This window comes from Thalassoroseus sp. (assembly GCF_984380535.1).
In genome coordinates, this window is the sequence record NZ_CFHRBF010000008.1 from 360195 (window position 1) to 377671 (window position 17477).

Sequence of the window (17477 nt, forward strand, 5' to 3'; positions counted from 1 at the left end):
ACTCAAACCGCCTCAGACATTCGCTCTCATCGCTATCCACAATCCAGCAAAAATCGCGTCTTTGCTGATCATTCCAGCTCTGGTACGGAAGATGCATTCTCATCCGCCCACTGGTGGTATTGAGACATTAAACTTGCTTAGGAAGCCTGGAAATGCGGACTTTTGAGTGTCACTGCGGTGGAACTTTGTTTTTCGATAGCACTCAATGCGTCAAGTGCGGATTGGAAGTTGGCTTCTGCGAACACTGCCGACTGGTCACCGCCTGGACGACGAGCGACATGGGTTACAGCTGTTCCCGGTGTGACTCCCAACTCGTCAAATGCGACAACAATTTCGACCACGAGGCGTGCAACCATGGCGTGCTCGTGCCCGCGACGTCGCCTGCACTTTGCGAGTATTGCCGAACGACAACGGTCATCCCCGACCTTAGCGTTCCGGGCAACTTGCGGTATTGGCGACGGTTGGCATTCGCGAAAGCGCGGGTCCTGTATAGCTTGGAGGAACTCGGGTTTGCACGACGCGAGAACAATCGACTCGTGCTGCCAGGCTTGTCGTTCGAATTTCGCGCCGACGCAGAAGAACCGGTCTCCACGGGTCACGCCAACGGTGTAATCACGATCAACATCAAAGAGGCAGACCACATCGAGCGTGAGAAAACCCGCGTCGAATTCGGCGAACCGCAACGTACGCTCGTCGGGCATTTCCGGCATGAACTTGGCCATTACTTCTGGGAACAACTCGTTCGAGACAAATGTCTCACGAAGTTTCGTGCCGTCTTTGGCGATGAAACCGACCCAACTTATGCCGACGCTCAGGCGAGCTACTACGAGAACGGCCCAAAACCAGATTGGCAAACAAACTACATTTCCGCCTACGCCACGATGCACCCTTGGGAAGATTTCGCGGAGTCGTTCAACGCTTATCTCGACATGGCAGCGGTGGTTTCGACGTCCCGCAACTTCAATTTGACGGATTGCGACTCCAGCGATTTCGATGCCATGGTACTAGCGTACGAGCGAATCGGGATTATCGGAAACGAATTGAACCGCGACCTGGGGCTGCTCGATCTGGTACCGGAAGTCTTCACGCCACCCGTGGTTGAGAAATTGCGTTTTATTCACGGATTGCGACGCTATACGAAACCCACTCAACCCACACGAAAAACGTCGGCGGCTCAGCAGCAGTCTCAACTCGTCAAACCGATTTCTTGAAACCGTTTGCAGACCGACCGGGTAGACTCTCCCGAACCATTGACGAGAAGGAAACGCCTCGGGACGCTATAATGGTTCGTTCAGTCATTATTCCGCCAATCTCGGGGAGTCGCCTGTATGTTTCGACGTGACCGTGTTTCGAACCGTTTCCGCTGGCTGACCTGTCTGCTACTCGGCGGGCTTTTGGTGACTTTGACGACACCGGCATTTTCGCAAGATGCTGAGGAAGTCATTCCCGAAGGCGCCCCGATTCCGTTGGTAATCGTGAACTTGGCCAGCGTCGAAAGTTTGATGACCGACATCGACTACATGTTCAAGACGATCAATCGTCCTGACATGATGGAGGTCATTCAAGGATTGCTCGGCAACGTCAACGACCTTGGCGGGCTCGACCGGAAGAAACCGCTCGGCGTAATGCTGTTCATGAAGCAGGGAGTTGTCCCCACATTTGCGCCGGTAGCTTACTTGCCGACGGACAAACTTACCACCTTGATCGACACCCTCGAAATCGGGCCCGTCCAAGCGGCACGCGTTGCCGGTCAAACCGATCGTTACGAACTCACCACCCGTGGCCAAACTCTCGAACTTAAGCTCGACAACGGCTACTCGCTGATCTCAAACGATGTCGAACTGCTCGATTCCGATCTTCCCTCGCCGACGGCAATCACAAAGACGATGTCGTCCAAATACGATTTGGCGATTTCCGCTGATATCACCGCCGTTCCCAAGGCGATGCGGAATTTGTTTCTCGATCTGCTGCGTGCACAATCCGATGCTCAACTTCAACAACGCGACGACGAACCCAAAGCCCAATACGAAGCACGTCGCGCGGCGGGCATGAACAACATTGACAGCTTGGAAGCCGTCCTGCGGGACGGGCAACGGTTTACCATCGGGTTCAACGCGTCGCCGGAAGAGAAAGCCATCCTGATTGATCTATCGCTCGACGTCACCGCAGAGAGCAAGTTGGGCGAGGACTTAAAAAGTTTCGCGGGTGCGAAAAGCCGATTCGCACCACTGGTTGACAACCGAGTTCCGATGATCATTTCGGCTTCATTCAATCTTGCCGACACAGACCAGAAAGTTTGGAAGACATTCCTGGAGTCCGGTCGGGAAATGCTCGTGAATCCGGAGAACGTCGAGTATGACGCCTTCGACGCTCCGACCGTCGACCGAGTTTTCGACGCGTTGAAGGCCACCGTCGACACCGGCAAAGTCGACGCATTTATGAAGTTCGAAGGACAACCGCCGAATCCGTTCGTGCTTATCGGTGGAATTCAAATGCGGAACACCGAGGCCTTGTCCACCGGTTTGATGCAAATGGGTCAGGAACTGGATCGTCGCATCGACGAGAGCAACGGCAGCTTCGACATCAACCATGAGACCCACCGCGGAATGGCCATCCATCGGTTCACAGCTACGCGTTCCAGCCCTTGGGACCGGCGAACTTACGGCGGTCCACCTAGCGTTTATGTTGGCGCGGGTTTCGGAGCATTGTGGTTCGCTGTGGGCGGCGAAGATTCGGTATCTGTTCTGGGAGACGCCATCGATCAAGTGCTGCAACCAACCGGTAGAGAGGTTGTTGCACAATCCACTGCACCATTTCACTTCGTTTTGAACTTTGGCAGCTGGTTCGGTCTCCCGGAAAACGAAGAACGACGACGCGGCCAGGCATTCCGCGAGCGGGCCAAAGAAGCATTCTCAGAGGGAGGCGATCAGTTAAAATTCGAACTTCGCCCGACCGAGAACGGAATCCGTTGGCATATTCGGCTTGATGAAGGCTTCATCCGTTTGATCGGTTCCGGCATCACCAGCCAATACGACCGCAACCAACTCTGATCGCCAAATGATCCGGGGCCAAAGAGTATGATTTGGCTCCGACTCATAAAAAAGACGCCTGAAGAACATTGCTTCTTCAGGCGTCTTTTCAATTGTTGTCAACCAACCAACTATTTGGCGGCGGCATAGCGACGGGAAACTTCGTCCCAGTTGACGACGTTCCAGAACGCGGTGATGTAATCGGGGCGTTTGTTTTGGTAGTTCAAGTAGTAGGCGTGTTCCCAAACGTCGAGGCCAAGAATCGGCGTACGACCTTCGGAAAGTGGGGTGTCTTGGTTCGGGGTGCTTTCGACGACCAACTTGCCACTATCGACAGACAGCCAAGCCCAACCACTGCCGAAACGGGTTGCGGCAGCATCGGCGAATTTGGACTTGAACTCATCGAAGCTACCAAAGGTGCTGTTGATGGCATCGCCCAATTCACCACTTGGTGCACCACCACCGTTCGGACTCATGACGGTCCAGAACAAATTGTGATTTGCGGTACCGCCACCGTTGTTGCGAACGGCTCCACGGATATCTTCCGGGACCGCGGCCAAGTCGCTCATCAGGTCTTCGATCGACTTGGATTCCAAGTCCGACTTGCCTTCGATCGCTGCATTCACCTTGTTGATGTAGGCTTGATGGTGTTTCGTGTGGTGAATCTCCATCGTCTTCGCATCGATGTGCGGCTCCAATGCGTCATACGCATACGGCAGCTCGGGCAGAGTGTACGCCATGAGTGTCTCCTAAGTTGAGGGGATCTTCAAAGATGTTCGAATCGTCGGTGGTCACAACACAACGTCCGACCACCAACGCCCTTTATTCTAGACACTCCGCCCATACCCACAACCGAGGCGGCGTGAATTTTCCACTTCGTTGTCGTTCTGAGCCTCAACCGCGTGGGGCTTGGTCGTTTGATAATCCGAATCGCATAGCGATTGGAATCACCAGACCAATCAACACACACAACAAACTCACTGCGGAGACCAAAAGCAGTCCAAAGAACAACTCCACCTCAGTCAGCGGCAGCCGAAGAAGTTTGTAGAATCCAAGCATCAGCACAAGGACTGCGCCCACCCAACATACAAACTGCCCGACTCTCGCATCGAGGGCATCGGAAGTGAATCGACGACTCATCAAACTGGATATTTTCGACATGGGATTTTCTCATTCGACGAGCAGCTTAGAATCCGCCTTCACCACCGGCTCCACCAACACCGCCGGCACCGCCTTCACCACCCGCACCACCAGCTCCGGTGCCGGGGCGATAGTTCGGATTATCGCGGATGTTGAGGTCATAGACCACGTATTGGCTCTTGTACTTGCGAACAACAAACGTCAGAAGTTTTCCGGTATCGGGATTGGCTAACGAAATCCAAATATCACGCTGCACAGTGCGGCGCCCATTCGGGGTGAGTGCCATCAACATTTGTTGGCCTTCTTCGATGGCATCATCACGAGTTTTTTCGTCGTAAAGTTCGCCGATCAGACCTTTGGGACGGAGCGGATAAATGTATTTCGGAATTTCCTCGCCATTCGAGGCCAGAATGTTACGAATCAACTCGACAACCGGATACTCCGGCGTGTCATCCGGAACTTGAGGCACCATTTGAGCGGCTTCAGCGGGAGTTTTGGGTCGCGCATTGCCCCCAAGTCCGCCGCGTCCGCCTTCACCAGGCCCCCCGCCGGCTCCACCTTCGCCGCCACCACCGATGAAACCGGGTTCGCCGGGTGCCATGCCGGGTTCGCCGGGGGCACCGTGACCGTCAGGCATCGGAACAACTCCTGCGGGAGCCCCGTGTTCGCCGGGTGCACCGTCCCCGGATGGATACTCTGAAGGATCGCCAGGAGGCGATTGCCCGTGTCCTGCACCTCCAGCCTGTGCCTCGGCATGAGCGAACTCCTCGGCTCCTGGCATCGGTATCGGCATCGGTGACCGCATCGGTAATGATCCTTCGCTGTGCTCGCTCGAGCCATGACTCGCATTCCCTGGCGAACCGTGTCCGTTCGGTGCAGCTTGCCCGCCGGGTGATCCGTGCCCGCTGGGTGCATTACCCGCCGGGTACGCTTCGCCATGCGAACTTTCAGCGAATTCCGCGTGGGCGATCGATTCCCCTGGGGCAGTCGTCCCGCCTCCATGGCCACCACCGTGACCACCACTTTGGGCTCCCCCGTGTCCGCCCTCCATCATCGCCGGGTCGTAGCTTTCTCCCGTGGCATGGGGATCGCCCGCGAGCATTTCACCATGTCCGTCTTCGAGGCCCGATCCGTGCCCACCAGTTGGGGCAGAGGAACCGTTCGATGACACTCCCATTGGCGGCTGTTGAACAACTTGGCCGGAATCGTCCCCGTCGCCACAACCAACGACGGCCAAACAGCCGATGAGAACGAGTAGCGTCGGGAGGATTTGTTGCGAGTTCATAAAACGAATTCCTAGGGGGAGCGACTCACAGAAGCGGTGCCGCTGCGAGTCACAATGTGTACAATGCTCAGCACATGATAACCGGGCCGAGGCAAGTCTTCCAACAAAACCGGGCGGATTTCCCCCTTGGCTGGGAAATGTCCCCCACGGAAAGATTCCATCCGACGATATGCAGAGCGTTTGAACCCCCAGCGATCCTCAAGGATAGACGACATGTTCGAGCATCCCGATGCGGATGTGATCCACCGCCACGTGGCTGCCCGTTATGATTGCGATGTCGAGGACTTCACGCGTCCTGGAGTGCACATGAAAGTTTGGCACCACGCGGATCGGCGATTGATGCTGACTTTTCACCATGACAATTCGCTGTTGGTCGAAACGTCCGACGAACTAGCCGACCGAGTTCAGACATGGCTCGAAAGCCGCGAAACGCAAATCGTCCACTTCGACGAACTGACGCAACAATTCGCACCGGAAAGCTCTCGGGGAGCCCCCACGGAACGAGTCCTGTATTTGCATCCCGATCGGTTTTGCCCGAAGTTGGATACTGACGTTCGCCGACTCACAGAAGACGATAGCCCCGCGCTCACCGACTTACACCGCGCGTGTCCGATGTTGGATCAGCGGATGGCCAACATCAACATCGATCACCCGGCCGTCTTTGGGAAGTTCCAGGGTGACCAGCTCATTGCAGTGGCGAGTTTTATCGAGTCCGACTTTGACAATATCGCGGATGTCGGCGTGCTCGTTCATCCCGATCACCGTGGCCAAGGTCATGGCCAAGCCGTCGTCTCCGCCCTCGCCGATCACGGCCTCAACACCGGCCGCATCGTTCAATACTGGCGACTCGACGTCAACACCGGCTCCGCCAACATCGCCGACCGCCTCGGTTTCAGTGAATACGGAAGACAAACGACGTTTCGATGTGATGTATAGCTTTTCGTTTATTTGACACGATCAAGCATTAGTCGAAATGCTGGGTCACGACCCAGCCTACGATACTTTATGAGATGCCAGCCAAGGACACGTCGTTTGGAAGAATCTTGTGATTCGCGCCGAAGAGGTCAAGTAAACAGATAGCTCAACTTTCACTAGCGGCTTGCTTAAGAGCTTTCAAATCAGCACCGGTAATGGCTGTGATGTTCGCTTCGATCTTTTCGAGAGGCCAATTCCACCATTTGATGTCTAAGAGTGTCTTGGTGGTTTGTTCGTTGAAACGGCTTTTGATGACCTGGGCGGGATTACCCGCGACGATTGTGTAAGGCGGCACGTCTTTGGCAACGACCGCACGAGCACCGATGATGGCCCCATCACCGATCGTCACCCCTGGCATTACAACCGATTCCATGCCGAACCACACATCATTCCCGATGATGGTATCGCCCTTCTTCTCAGAGACTTCAAACATCGCTTTGATGTCGTCCATCGTGGTGGTAGGACTCATCATGAAATTATTGAAGGGATAGGTCGAGAATCCTCGCATGTTATGGTTCGCGGAACTTGTAATAAACCGCACCCCATGGGCAATCTGACAGAACTTGCCAATCACTAGCCGCTCGGGACTGAGCGGAAACAGAAACGGGGCGATGTAACTGCCGTAATCTTCCAACTTTTCGAGATGACCAAAATACGTAAAGTCGCCGATCTCGATTCGCGGATGATCAATTACCTGATTCAATTGCACGACGGTTTCAATCACCGTCCCATCCGGCATCACCATCGGATACTTTTGGCTCGCATCAAGCATGTGGCTTACTCGCTACACGATTCATTCAATGGAAATATCCGGGATACAGATTAGCTCTCTCGCCGTCTTGGTGTTCGGGGAGCGTTTGTTTGAGATCCGTTCTCGGTGGAACTCAACAGTCTTCGTGCCTTTGCTGAAAGGTTGACAAGTTTTTGCCGATTTGCGTTCATGAACTCAACTGCATACGGCTCGGAGAGAATCGAGAATCGATGCGTTGAACCATGCCATCCGAGATACACGATGGATTTCGTGACACAAGCACAGCTTGAGGTGCATTTCTTCTGAGCTTGCCCCGTAAACTTCTTATAGAATACGCTAGTTGCAATCAGGACAAGGATGCCGAAGCCAATCCCTACAGTTATGCTGGTGAAGTACCAGAGCACACCTGCTCCTAATACTGAAATCACGCAGAACATAATCGTAAGCGATGCCGTGCCTTCTGCGAGATTGACATGTCGTACGCATTCATCACAGTACGGTATGTCCCATTCGTTTGTCTTCGTACGAATAACTCGCCTTCCCGTTGCTTTGCTCGCGGAAGTTGACAACTCAGCGTCTGCAGTCCCACCGCAGCAAGCACACTTTACTGGAAATATAAACTGCTTGCCTGACACTTCGACTTTCATGAGCACACACAACCTTTACTAGTGAGCATCGAGAGTCAGAACTAATCAAAGTGAAACTCGTTTCACTGATCGACACTAGAACATATTAAAACTCGTCCCTGCCGCCTAGATAGGTTGGACACTGCGGACGAGTTCGTTTAGCACCTGATGGTCGGTCGGTAAGTCGCTTTGCAGGAAGGCTCGGAGTGGGATGGGCACTTCGTCCATGCGGTAGGCGGTGCCGGGGTGGTGAACGCCGTAGACGGCAGTGGTGAAGCGGACGGTCGGCGGGATTGCGGATTCGATGGTCGGGTAGTCGAGCACGATCGTCGGGATTTCATGGAGACGCTGCTGAGCAATCGGTGACAACGCCGGCACACCTTCGCTGCCGACCAGTAAACACAGATCGACTTCGTTCCGTTCGAGCAAATCGTTTGCAGAAAACTCGCCGGGGTTGTAACGGGGAAATCCACGACGCAAGTCGACACTAAACGGATAACCGGTCTGCCAACAGAGAACGCTGTCGGCTCCGGTGACGTCGCCGGGCACTCGCATGCGACGGGCATAGAAATGGGAATGCCGATTGAGTTCTGCCGCCAACCGGAGTAGGGCATCGACATTCAAATGCCCGAGCGACTGCTGAGTGAGACCCAAGCCGAAGAAAATCACACCGCATTGGCAATTCTTCATCCGATTGGCCAAATCCCGCAGTGTTTCCCGGTCGGCTCCAAGCACTGCATTTTCGGGTGGCTCCCGATCGGCGACAAAACTGCGGAGTGTCCACAAAGCTTCGTAGTCGCGGTTGGGTTCGACGGGCACGAACATATCGGCCGCTTCGGTGGTTGCAGTTTGCTCGACATCGACGACGACCACCGTACGGTCCGCGCGTCCGTTCGGAATGAATCGCCCAACGGGATCGGCGGAATATCGTTCGAGATGCCGAGGGTGACTGACAAGCGGATTCGATCCCCAATACACGACCAAATCCGCCCGATTGCGAATCTCGCCCAACGAACACGTGGGTTCGCCGGCTTGTTGAAACGCCAAAATCGACGGTGCGTGGCAGCGAGAGGCGGTCGTGTCGATGACGGCTCCCAAGCGATCCGCCAACGCCGTTGCCGCTCGTTGACCGGCAGTGCTACTTCGGGAAAGACCGTAGATTAACGGTGCATGTGATTCGTGGAGCAGTTGCGTGGCTCGCTCGATGGCATCTGCATAGCTCGATGGCTGCTGGTCGATGAAATATGCGGAAACATGCTGACTGGTTTGTTCCAAGAACCACGGTTCGGCGAGCCCACACGCACGATCGGCTTTTACAACCGCCCCGTTCTCGGTGGTAATCTTCAGATCATCACAGACACAGCCGCAAATCGTGCAAGCGACATCTGTAATGGTGTTCAAATTGTGTTGGTGGGGCTGATCGGTCAATGGAATGTGGCTGGCTGGATGTCTATTTCAAGTGCAACGACAAGTTCGAGTGCAACGACAGAGTGGATTTCGCTTCCTGACCCATAGTCTCACGGAGGCCTATAGGACAGATTCTACAAACTCGCCGGATTTTTCGACGGGATTCGGGAAACTCGGGTTTGCGAAGATTCTAAATTGTGTTAATACCCCGCTCCCATCCTCGAATTGCACAATCTACTGTTTCCAATGTCATTTCTACATTGATACCGAGATTTCCTCACGGTTAATTCCCCGAGGTAATACGAGGAGCCGATTTGGGTGGAGCGCCCGATCTGAAGTGGTGATTGACTTGACCGCTTTAGATGGAGTGTGAACAGCATCGCAATTGCCCAAGTCAACCAGTTTGAATCATATGTCCGCAGGTGGGAAGGGACTTCCATGCAGACCTCGTTATGGAAAATGACAGCCCTGATGGGTGTTGTTGGTATCGGTGTGCTGGTCGTATTGCAAGCGCAACGCGGACTCTCGAGCGCTGGCAAACCGGAGTTTACTCCGCCGGTCGCCGATGCGGGTGAACTGGATCCTAACGGCGATCGTCGTGCCGACGAGGTCGAACGTGTTCCCCCGAAACCGTCGGAACCCCTGCGATTTGCAGCGGAACCGGCTGAGTTCGAGGTCGTGCCGAGCGCGTTCCCCGAGCCGAACCCACCACGAACGTTGCCGACAAACGCGAGTGCAGATGTTCCCACGCCGGTGGAGATGGCCGCCTTGCCTGCGGAATCTCCGATGGCGTTTCGACGTGAGCTGCCCAGCACCGACGAAACACCAATCCCGTTGGAACGGGCTGCCGAACCACTGGGAAAGGCGTCTGTCAGTGGACAACCGATATCGGCGAAACCGGCAGAGATTCGAGTAGCCCTGAACGATCCGGCTCCATTCGGTGCCGGCGGGTCATCGACCGACACCTTCGGTGCCAGCGACGAAAATCCGTTCTTCGACTCGCCGGAACCACCACGCGAATCCACGCCGACGCTTCCCAATCCCGAACCGGATCCCAATGGCGGAGCGTTTGACGAACCCGTGTTTCCGACATCGAGCAGCGAACCGAAGCCATCCGCAGCGACGGGGACGACACCGGAATTCGATCCCTACGAACCAGAAACCACGAACGACTCGGGACCGGCTTTACCAGCGCCGGCTGGTCCGTTCGATCTCGCAGCTCCAACTGCACCGACACCGGTCGACACTGCCGCGAACGAGCCGGTTCTCCCAGAACTTTCGCCCGCTCCGAATACCCTCGGAAGCGGTGACGTTTCCTTGCCGACCGCGGAAGCCGCACCGACACCAGTCGACATGCGAACTCCGGCTGGCGTGACCGGTCCCGAAGAAGATCCGCTCACGGCTTTCGGTTTGGTTCCCGAAGCTGACGAAACTCAGCCGGAACCAGTCGCCGAACCGACCTTACCGGCAGCGAAGCCATCGAACGACACCCCGGTGGCTAAAACTCCTGTCGAATCGAGTCCGTTCGACGTTGCGGTCAAACCACCGCAACCGGTTGCTGAGCCCAAACCAGAGGCGGAACCGGAAGTCGATCCGCTCGACAACTTGAACTTCAATGCCGGTCCAGCGTTGGGCAATGCCCCGACCGTTGCACCGCCGCAAACCGACCCGACACCGGTCCCGATTCCAGCCGCTCCCGTGCCCATGGAAGCCGCACTCGACTTGCAACCGGAACCGGAAACCAAATCTGCCGCTGTGGAACCGGCTCCGACGATGAACTCCGATGAGCCTCGCGCTCCTGGCAGCATCGTTACACGGCCGGAAGAACTAACAGGGAACGGTGTGATTACCGACCCGTCGCTTAGTGAACACGAGCGGCCGCAATTGAAAATCGAAAAAGTGGCACCGCCGCGAGCCGTCCTCAACGAACCGATGGTTTACAAAATCGTGGTTCGCAATGCCGGACAACGGGCCGCACATCAAGTTGTGGTGGAAGATCAAATTCCTAAAGGCACTCGTCTGACGGGTACGATTCCACGAGCCGAACTCTCCGGCACAACACTCCGTTGGAAACTTGGCAAACTCGAAGCCAACGATGAAAAAGTCATTTCCGTCCGCGTGATTCCGCTCTCCGAAGGCAAAATCGGCAGTGTGGCGAAGGTCAACTTCGTCGCTGAAGTGGCGGCTCGTACGGTGATCACCTCACCGAAAATCGCTCTGACCTTGGATGGACCATCCGAAGCCGCCGCTGGATCGGAACTGACCTACACCTTCAAACTGACCAACACCGGGCAAACCGACGCCGAGGGTGTGTACCTGCGGAACTTGTTGCCGAGTATGCTCTCGCACCCCGGCGGCAATGACCTGGAATACGAAGTCGGCAACATGGCCGCCGGCGAGACGAAACAAGTCAGCTTGACCGTGACCGCGCTCGAACCGGGTAACGCTCTCAACAAAGCGATTGTCACCGCGTCTGGTGGTGTGAAAGTGGAAGCTAGTCGGCAAACGTCGATTGTTGGCACACGACTGTCGATTACCCGCACCGGTCCGAAACGACGTTTCATTGGTCGGGCAGCCGTCTACGAAAACACCGTGCAGAACGATTCCACAAGCATGGTTCAAAACGTGCGAGTGGTCGAAACGGTCCCGGCGGGGATGCGATTCGTCAGTGCCAACGGTGGCGGACAATACGATGCTCAGTTGAATACAGTCACCTGGATTGTTCCCCAGATGGCTCCACAGGCTCAGCAAAAACTGACCGTCCAATTCTTGCCGACCGCAGCGGGGGCCAAGAAAAGCACCGTTGTCGCCAGCGAAGGCGTTGGCAGCGATGCGATGGTGGAATCCGAAACCGAAATTGAAGGCTACACCGCATTGCGGTTGGATGTTGCGGAACTTCGCGATCCAGTCGATGTCGGCGAAGAAATCGCTTTGCGATTCATCACCAAGAACCGAGGCACCGAGCCGGCGACCAATGTGCGGGTGAGTTTCACCCTCTCGCCTCAACTGCAACTGGTCTCCGCCGACGGACCATCGGATGCAGTCCAAGATGGCGACACCGTCAGCTTCACGGCCTTGCCTTCAGTAGCTGGTGAAGTGAAGTTCGATGTCGTCCTTAAAGCGGTCCAACCAGGATCGGCTCGCATCGAATTCGCCTTGCAGTCCGATCAAATGTCCGAACCACTCCGCCGCGACGAAGCCCTCCGCATCTTGCCACCGGAGTGAGTCGCTTCGCCGGTAGGGCAGACATTCCTGTCTGCCTTACGACGAACCGCCTCGAAGACAGTTGCTACCTCACACGGAACCGCTATGATTCCTCGCGAATCTCAGCGGTTTTGTTTGTTAGTGAGCCTGTTATGTCTTCTTCCGTGTCGACCGATCTCCTGGAAACTTTCGAGAACCCGTTCCCGCACCGCGATTATGTGATGGAAACGGTCTGCCCGGAGTTCACGTCCCTGTGCCCCAAAACCGGTCAACCGGATTTCGGCACACTGACGATCAGCTACATCCCCGACCAAGCTTGCTTCGAACTGAAGTCGTTGAAGATGTATCTCCAAGCGTACCGGAACGTCGGTGCGTTCTATGAAGACGTGACGAACCGCATTCTCGATGATCTTGTGAAAGTCACGTCCCCTCGTTGGATGCAAATCATCGCCGCTTTCACGCCGCGGGGTGGCATTCGGTCGACAATCACCGTCGAACACGGCTCGCGAAAGTAACACGCCCTCCACATCGAATCTGGATTTCTTGATCCGGGCTGATCCGAGATTGAAACGACGACGATTGGACATCACGTGGGTGGCACGCCATGACCAACGTGAAGGATGTGGATTCCAGGCCCGCCACGCCCATCGCTTCGCTCTGGGTCGTGCCACTCCGACTCAATTTGAAAGTCTGACCAACCGTGTTTTCTTGATCCGGCGATTGACAAATTTGCATCCAACGCGGCAGGATATGTGAAAGGAATTTCACTTCTGCTCACCGGAGGCGACAGATGCAATTCACTCAGACATTGTGCACCGCATTGTTGGCGATCGCGGTTTCTCAGCCCGCATTGGCGAAAGACCCGCTTGAGAAAATCTTCAATCCGAAGAAAGCCGATGCGTTCAACCCGGCAACTCTGGCCAAAGACGTGACGTTGGAAGACTTGTTCGGCCCCGTGCCGACAAAGCCCGCACCGAAGCAGCCGCAGAATCCGGTGGTGGAGTCAACACCAGTTCCTCCTTCTAGTGATGATCCACTGGACGCTCTGTTCGGGCCCCACCCCGTAGAAACTCAATCCAAAACCCAGCCGACACCGGAAAGTGATGGTCCCTCGAAGGCAGAATTGCTGCGTCGCATCGAACAGCTTGAAAAACGCCTGGCAGAGATTGAGGCAAGACAATCGGAATCACCCCGAGTTACGCCGCCGCATGTGATTCCCGCTCCGGGAAATCCGAAGTTCCGTCGCGAACCGTCACCACAAACACCGCATATGATTCCCCAAAACCCGCGACCAAATCTTGGCGTCCCCGTAGAGCCACCCAACAAGGCAGTGCCCCCAAACTGGAAGAAGTTCCACTTCAACGGCGAAGACTATTACTACATCCCCGTCAAAGATGTCTCGCCCGTGTTACCGATTCAGAGCTATTAAGTGGAATGATCTCTGAGATCAATTGACCACTGTCAATAGTCAAGTCGGGCAGACATGAATTAGGAAATCGCATTCGTCAGAGATGGCGGGTGCCACTGCAGGAAATTGCATCAATTTAGCGTCGTGGGTGGCATGCCCACGGTTTTACGTGGGCATGATTGGGCATTCAAATATCGCCGGCCCATGCCCACCCCAAACGGTGGGCATGCCACCCAAATATAAACCGCATTGAATGTTACGTAACATCGTCTTTAGTACATGCAATTTCCTGTCCTGCTGGCTTGTCCAGCAGTGTTTTCAGCGACTCGCGATCAACTGGTGACTCGCACTGCTAGGCAAGCTAGCAGTGGCACACAACGTCTTTTACTGTAGTAGCTTGTGTTGTTTACAATCTCGCAAATGTAATTTCCTAATTCATGTCTGCTCTACTCAACAGAGTGACAAACACCAAACAAGCGGCGACTACCCTCCCACAATTTGCCCGACGATATCCAACCCCACGCGATCGCTCCAAGCTGACATCAGTTGTGTGAACACAGGCCCCGGACATTGCGAACCGATTTCGTGCCCATCATGACTCCTCACCGGCATCAAACAATATGGCGTGGATGATGTGAACGCTTCACTCGCTTCGCGGACTCTTTCGGAATGGAGTCTTGTAAAGCGAAAACCAATCCCGAGTTCCGCCGCGAGTTCCTGCACGACCATCCGACTGATGCCTGGCAAAGTGTCGGCTTCGGGGGGTGTCAAAATTTCGTCATCAATCACAACGAAAAAATTGCCGGTGCTGGTTTCGGTGATGTGGTCATCGTGATCGAGCAACAACGCGGACGCCGTCGGGAACTCCACGCGAACTTCGCGGTCGGCAATGTACCAGTGAAGTCGGCTACGCGATTTGATCGCGGGATCAAGGCTGTCCGCGGGAATCGCTCGTGTCTTCGGCGTACGTAACTCCTGACCGTTCTTGACTTTGTCCGCCCACAACTCCATCGGCAACCGCCACGTGTGAACCCCAACCAGCCCGTGAGTGTCTGCCTTCGGCCCGACATACGTGGGATTTGGCCCGGCGGTGGCGAAAATCGTGATGCCAAGTTCTTCCTGCGGTTTGATGAACTGGACGTTGTGCGAAATGACCCGCTGAACGGCCTCTAGCAATTCGTCACGAGATATCGTTAGTGGTATCCAAGCCAACTTCGCCGACTGCGCGAGTCGAACGAGATGATCCTCCAAGCGAAATGCCCTATGCTGGAACGTACGAACGACTTCCGTCACACTTGCTCCGTGAACGAAGCCCATGTCGCTTACGGGAATCGTCGCCGCAACGGCGGGGGTCAGTTTCCCGTCAAGATATGCCAGTGGTTGGTCGGCGGAATACATAGCAGCTCGATCAAGAAGCATACCGAGATGGGACCATAGTCGACTTGTAGTATCGACTGTGAAACGACGGCACATTTCCGGTTTTCCCGGGCCGCCAACGTGACGACCCGCGTACAGACCGTTATACTGCCTGCGACACCCGCATATCATTTTCAATTGCAGCGAGAAAGGCAACGATATGGCAGTTCCAGCCATTACACCTGGACAAACGAAAATCGGCTGGATTGGCACCGGCGTGATGGGTTCGAGCATGCTCGGGCATTTGCTCGACGCGGGCTTCTCCGCCACCGTGACGACCCGCTCGAAATCCAAAGCCGACGGTGTGATCGCTAAAGGAGCCGTCTGGGCCGACACCCCGAAAGCCGTTGCAGAAGCGTCTGATGTGATCTTTGCCATCGTCGGATTTCCTTCGGATGTCCGCGAAGTGATGCTCGGCGAAGACGGGGCACTTGCAGGTTCGAAGTCGGGCAACGTCCTTGTTGACATGACGACCAGCGAACCGTCCCTCGCGGTCGAAATTGCCGAAACTGCCAAAGAAAAAGGTGTTTACAGCGTCGATGCCCCGGTCTCCGGTGGTGATGTCGGTGCCAAGAACGGCACATTGTCCATCATGATCGGAGGCGACGAAGACGTCGTCACCGCACTCAATCCTTGTTGGGAAGCAATGGGCAAAACGATCGTCTATCAAGGCCCCGCCGGTGCTGGTCAACATACGAAGATGGTCAATCAAACCCTGATCGCTGCCGCCATGATCAGCGTTTGCGAAGGACTTTTGTACGCCTACAAAGCCGGTCTCGATTTGCCGACCGTGATGAAATCCGTTAGCAGCGGAGCAGCCGGAAGTTGGTCACTGTCGAACTTAGGACCACGGATGATCGACAACAATTTCGATCCCGGTTTCTTCGTCGAACACTTCATCAAAGACATGGGCATCGCGCTATCTGAAGCGAAGAAGATGCAACTGAGCCTGCCCGGTTTGGCGTTGGCCCACCAACTCTATCTCTCCGTCCAAGCGAACAAACACGGACGTGACGGTACTCATGCCTTGATGTTGGCGTTGGCTCAAATGTCGAATGTTGACTGGAAGAATCGGGGTTAGGATTTCGGGACTAGGGGTTGGGGCTTTCAGCTCTGCCCTAATCCCTAAGCTCCAATCCCTAATCCCTCCAAAGATTGAAAACATTGGCGGTGCGTTCTCGAGCACCCAACCTAACGGAGACTTAACCATGCCTCGCAAAGGCGAACAGTTTGCTGGATTGACTGTGGCTCTCGTGACCCCGTTTGATAACGGAAAGGTCAACGAGAAAGCCTTGCGGGATCTGGTGGATTACCACATCGAAGCCGGAACCGATTGCGTCAGCCCTGTCGGCACGACCGGCGAAAGTCCGACGCTCACGCACGAAGAGCACGAGCAAATCATTGGCGTTGTGTGCGAGCAAGCCGCCGGGAAAATCAAAGTGATGGCCGGCACTGGCTCGAACAGCACCGCCGAAGCAATTCGCCTGACGAAGTTCGCCAAAAGCGTCGGCGCGACGGCTGCGTTGATGGTCGCTCCCTATTACAACAAGCCCACGCAGGAAGGTTTCTTTCTGCACTATAAAGCGGTAGCGGAAGCGGTCGACATTCCGATCGTGCTCTACAACATCCCTGGCCGCACCGCGAAGAACATGGAGCCGGAAACGATCATCCGTCTCGCCGAGTTGCCGAACATCGTGGCGGTGAAAGAATCCACCGGCGTGATGGATCAAGCCTCCGCGATCCTTAACAGTTCGGACCTGACCGTTCTGTCCGGCGATGACAGCCTCACGCTACCGCTGATGGCGCTCGGTGGCAGCGGTGTGGTCTCCGTGGTGGGGAATCTCGTCCCCCAAGACGTGAAAGCCATGCTAGACGCGTTCAATCGTGGTGACCTCGCAGCCGCTCAAAAGCAACATCACAAGCTGTTCCCGCTGTGTCGAGACATGCTCGGTTTGGCGACCAACCCGATTCCCGTCAAAACCGCAATGGAACTCCTCGACCGTTGCTCGGGTGAATTGCGACTCCCAATGACACCCCTCACTTCCGCCGAACGCGAGAAGCTGCAAGCGACGCTGAAAACCTACGGTTTGCTCTAATTTCGTAGGGTGCATAACGCAACGCTGCTAGGAAACTGCATTGGCGAGATGGCGGGTGCCACTGCAAGAAATTGCATGTATTAAGGACAATATTACGTAACATGTAATGCAGTTTATACTTGGGTGGCATGCCCACCGTT

Annotated in this window: 15 protein-coding genes; 8 read left to right on the plus strand and 7 right to left on the minus strand. The window is 55.3% G+C overall.

The features are described from left to right. The first annotated feature begins 152 nt into the window (after positions 1-152). Both AC5DDB_RS13470 and AC5DDB_RS13475 read left to right on the plus strand, forming a co-directional pair. A complete protein-coding gene (locus tag AC5DDB_RS13470) occupies positions 153-1211 on the plus strand; it encodes a zinc-binding metallopeptidase family protein (protein WP_491740243.1) in 1059 nt (352 codons plus the stop codon). Between the two features lie 117 nt (positions 1212-1328). After that, positions 1329-3050: a hypothetical protein gene (locus AC5DDB_RS13475; protein WP_491740244.1), complete on the plus strand. Its 1722-nt coding sequence runs from the start codon at positions 1329-1331 to the stop codon at positions 3048-3050. Positions 3051-3160: 110 nt separating this feature from the next. On the opposite strand, the gene AC5DDB_RS13480 is transcribed toward AC5DDB_RS13475, so the two are convergent. The 4 genes from AC5DDB_RS13480 to AC5DDB_RS13495 all read right to left on the minus strand — a co-directional run bounded on the left by AC5DDB_RS13480 (position 3161) and on the right by AC5DDB_RS13495 (position 5669). Beyond that, positions 3161-3769 carry a superoxide dismutase gene (locus AC5DDB_RS13480; protein WP_491740245.1) on the minus strand — a complete coding sequence of 203 codons (609 nt, stop codon included), beginning with the start codon at positions 3767-3769 and terminating at the stop codon, positions 3161-3163. Between the two features lie 154 nt (positions 3770-3923). Further along, positions 3924-4190 carry a hypothetical protein gene (locus tag AC5DDB_RS13485; RefSeq protein WP_491740246.1) on the minus strand — a complete coding sequence of 89 codons (267 nt, stop codon included), beginning with the start codon at positions 4188-4190 and terminating at the stop codon, positions 3924-3926. 25 nt (positions 4191-4215) lie between these two features. Then, positions 4216-5454, minus strand: coding sequence for a hypothetical protein (locus AC5DDB_RS13490; protein ID WP_491740247.1), 1239 nt, complete (start codon positions 5452-5454; stop codon positions 4216-4218). An 11-nt stretch (positions 5455-5465) separates the two neighbouring features. Beyond that, a complete protein-coding gene (locus AC5DDB_RS13495) occupies positions 5466-5669 on the minus strand; it encodes a hypothetical protein (RefSeq protein WP_491740248.1) in 204 nt (67 codons plus the stop codon). Between AC5DDB_RS13495 and AC5DDB_RS13500 the strand changes: the two genes are divergently transcribed. Then, positions 5668-6390 (plus strand): GNAT family N-acetyltransferase, encoded by a 723-nt coding sequence (locus AC5DDB_RS13500; protein WP_491740249.1) that lies wholly within the window; start codon positions 5668-5670, stop codon positions 6388-6390. The two genes, AC5DDB_RS13495 and AC5DDB_RS13500, sit on opposite strands and share 2 nt — an antisense overlap. A gap of 145 nt (positions 6391-6535) precedes the next feature. On the opposite strand, the gene AC5DDB_RS13505 is transcribed toward AC5DDB_RS13500, so the two are convergent. Both AC5DDB_RS13505 and AC5DDB_RS13510 read right to left on the minus strand, forming a co-directional pair. Further along, positions 6536-7201, minus strand: coding sequence for a CatB-related O-acetyltransferase (locus tag AC5DDB_RS13505; RefSeq protein WP_491740250.1), 666 nt, complete (start codon positions 7199-7201; stop codon positions 6536-6538). A 731-nt stretch (positions 7202-7932) separates the two neighbouring features. Next, on the minus strand, positions 7933-9207 hold the full coding sequence (locus AC5DDB_RS13510; protein ID WP_491740251.1) for a formylmethanofuran dehydrogenase subunit B: 1275 nt from the start codon (positions 9205-9207) through the stop codon (positions 7933-7935). A 444-nt stretch (positions 9208-9651) separates the two neighbouring features. Between AC5DDB_RS13510 and AC5DDB_RS13515 the strand changes: the two genes are divergently transcribed. From AC5DDB_RS13515 to AC5DDB_RS13525, 3 genes are all read left to right on the plus strand, one after another. Then, positions 9652-12438 (plus strand): hypothetical protein, encoded by a 2787-nt coding sequence (locus AC5DDB_RS13515; protein ID WP_491740252.1) that lies wholly within the window; start codon positions 9652-9654, stop codon positions 12436-12438. A gap of 131 nt (positions 12439-12569) precedes the next feature. Further along, a complete protein-coding gene (gene queF / locus AC5DDB_RS13520; protein ID WP_491740253.1) occupies positions 12570-12932 on the plus strand; it encodes a preQ(1) synthase in 363 nt (120 codons plus the stop codon). Between the two features lie 275 nt (positions 12933-13207). After that, the gene (locus AC5DDB_RS13525) at positions 13208-13846 is read left to right on the plus strand and encodes a hypothetical protein (RefSeq protein ID WP_491740254.1); all 639 of its coding nucleotides are present in this window, start codon (positions 13208-13210) and stop codon (positions 13844-13846) included. Between the two features lie 462 nt (positions 13847-14308). On the opposite strand, the gene AC5DDB_RS13530 is transcribed toward AC5DDB_RS13525, so the two are convergent. After that, complete coding sequence (locus AC5DDB_RS13530) at positions 14309-15223, minus strand: aminotransferase class IV (protein WP_491740255.1); 915 nt, start codon at positions 15221-15223, stop codon at positions 14309-14311. 178 nt (positions 15224-15401) lie between these two features. Between AC5DDB_RS13530 and AC5DDB_RS13535 the strand changes: the two genes are divergently transcribed. Beyond that, complete coding sequence (locus AC5DDB_RS13535; RefSeq protein WP_491740256.1) at positions 15402-16322, plus strand: NAD(P)-dependent oxidoreductase; 921 nt, start codon at positions 15402-15404, stop codon at positions 16320-16322. Between the two features lie 127 nt (positions 16323-16449). Further along, positions 16450-17337: a 4-hydroxy-tetrahydrodipicolinate synthase gene (dapA, locus tag AC5DDB_RS13540; RefSeq protein WP_491740257.1), complete on the plus strand. Its 888-nt coding sequence runs from the start codon at positions 16450-16452 to the stop codon at positions 17335-17337. The last annotated feature ends 140 nt before the right edge of the window (positions 17338-17477 follow it).

What these genes read in the sequence shown, in the direction of transcription:
- AC5DDB_RS13470 (WP_491740243.1), top strand. Translation starts at nt 153, where the DNA reads ATGCGGACTTTTGAGTGTCACTGCGGTGGAACTTTGTTTTTCGATAGC.
- AC5DDB_RS13525 (WP_491740254.1), top strand. Translation starts at nt 13,208, where the DNA reads ATGCAATTCACTCAGACATTGTGCACCGCATTGTTGGCGATCGCGGTT.
- AC5DDB_RS13500 (WP_491740249.1), top strand. Translation starts at nt 5,668, where the DNA reads ATGTTCGAGCATCCCGATGCGGATGTGATCCACCGCCACGTGGCTGCC.
- queF (WP_491740253.1), top strand. Translation starts at nt 12,570, where the DNA reads ATGTCTTCTTCCGTGTCGACCGATCTCCTGGAAACTTTCGAGAACCCG.
- AC5DDB_RS13515 (WP_491740252.1), top strand. Translation starts at nt 9,652, where the DNA reads ATGCAGACCTCGTTATGGAAAATGACAGCCCTGATGGGTGTTGTTGGT.
- AC5DDB_RS13530 (WP_491740255.1), bottom strand. Translation starts at nt 15,223, where the DNA reads ATGTATTCCGCCGACCAACCACTGGCATATCTTGACGGGAAACTGACC.
- AC5DDB_RS13535 (WP_491740256.1), top strand. Translation starts at nt 15,402, where the DNA reads ATGGCAGTTCCAGCCATTACACCTGGACAAACGAAAATCGGCTGGATT.
- AC5DDB_RS13475 (WP_491740244.1), top strand. Translation starts at nt 1,329, where the DNA reads ATGTTTCGACGTGACCGTGTTTCGAACCGTTTCCGCTGGCTGACCTGT.
- AC5DDB_RS13495 (WP_491740248.1), bottom strand. Translation starts at nt 5,669, where the DNA reads ATGTCGTCTATCCTTGAGGATCGCTGGGGGTTCAAACGCTCTGCATAT.
- AC5DDB_RS13490 (WP_491740247.1), bottom strand. Translation starts at nt 5,454, where the DNA reads ATGAACTCGCAACAAATCCTCCCGACGCTACTCGTTCTCATCGGCTGT.
- dapA (WP_491740257.1), top strand. Translation starts at nt 16,450, where the DNA reads ATGCCTCGCAAAGGCGAACAGTTTGCTGGATTGACTGTGGCTCTCGTG.
- AC5DDB_RS13480 (WP_491740245.1), bottom strand. Translation starts at nt 3,769, where the DNA reads ATGGCGTACACTCTGCCCGAGCTGCCGTATGCGTATGACGCATTGGAG.
- AC5DDB_RS13485 (WP_491740246.1), bottom strand. Translation starts at nt 4,190, where the DNA reads ATGTCGAAAATATCCAGTTTGATGAGTCGTCGATTCACTTCCGATGCC.
- AC5DDB_RS13505 (WP_491740250.1), bottom strand. Translation starts at nt 7,201, where the DNA reads ATGCTTGATGCGAGCCAAAAGTATCCGATGGTGATGCCGGATGGGACG.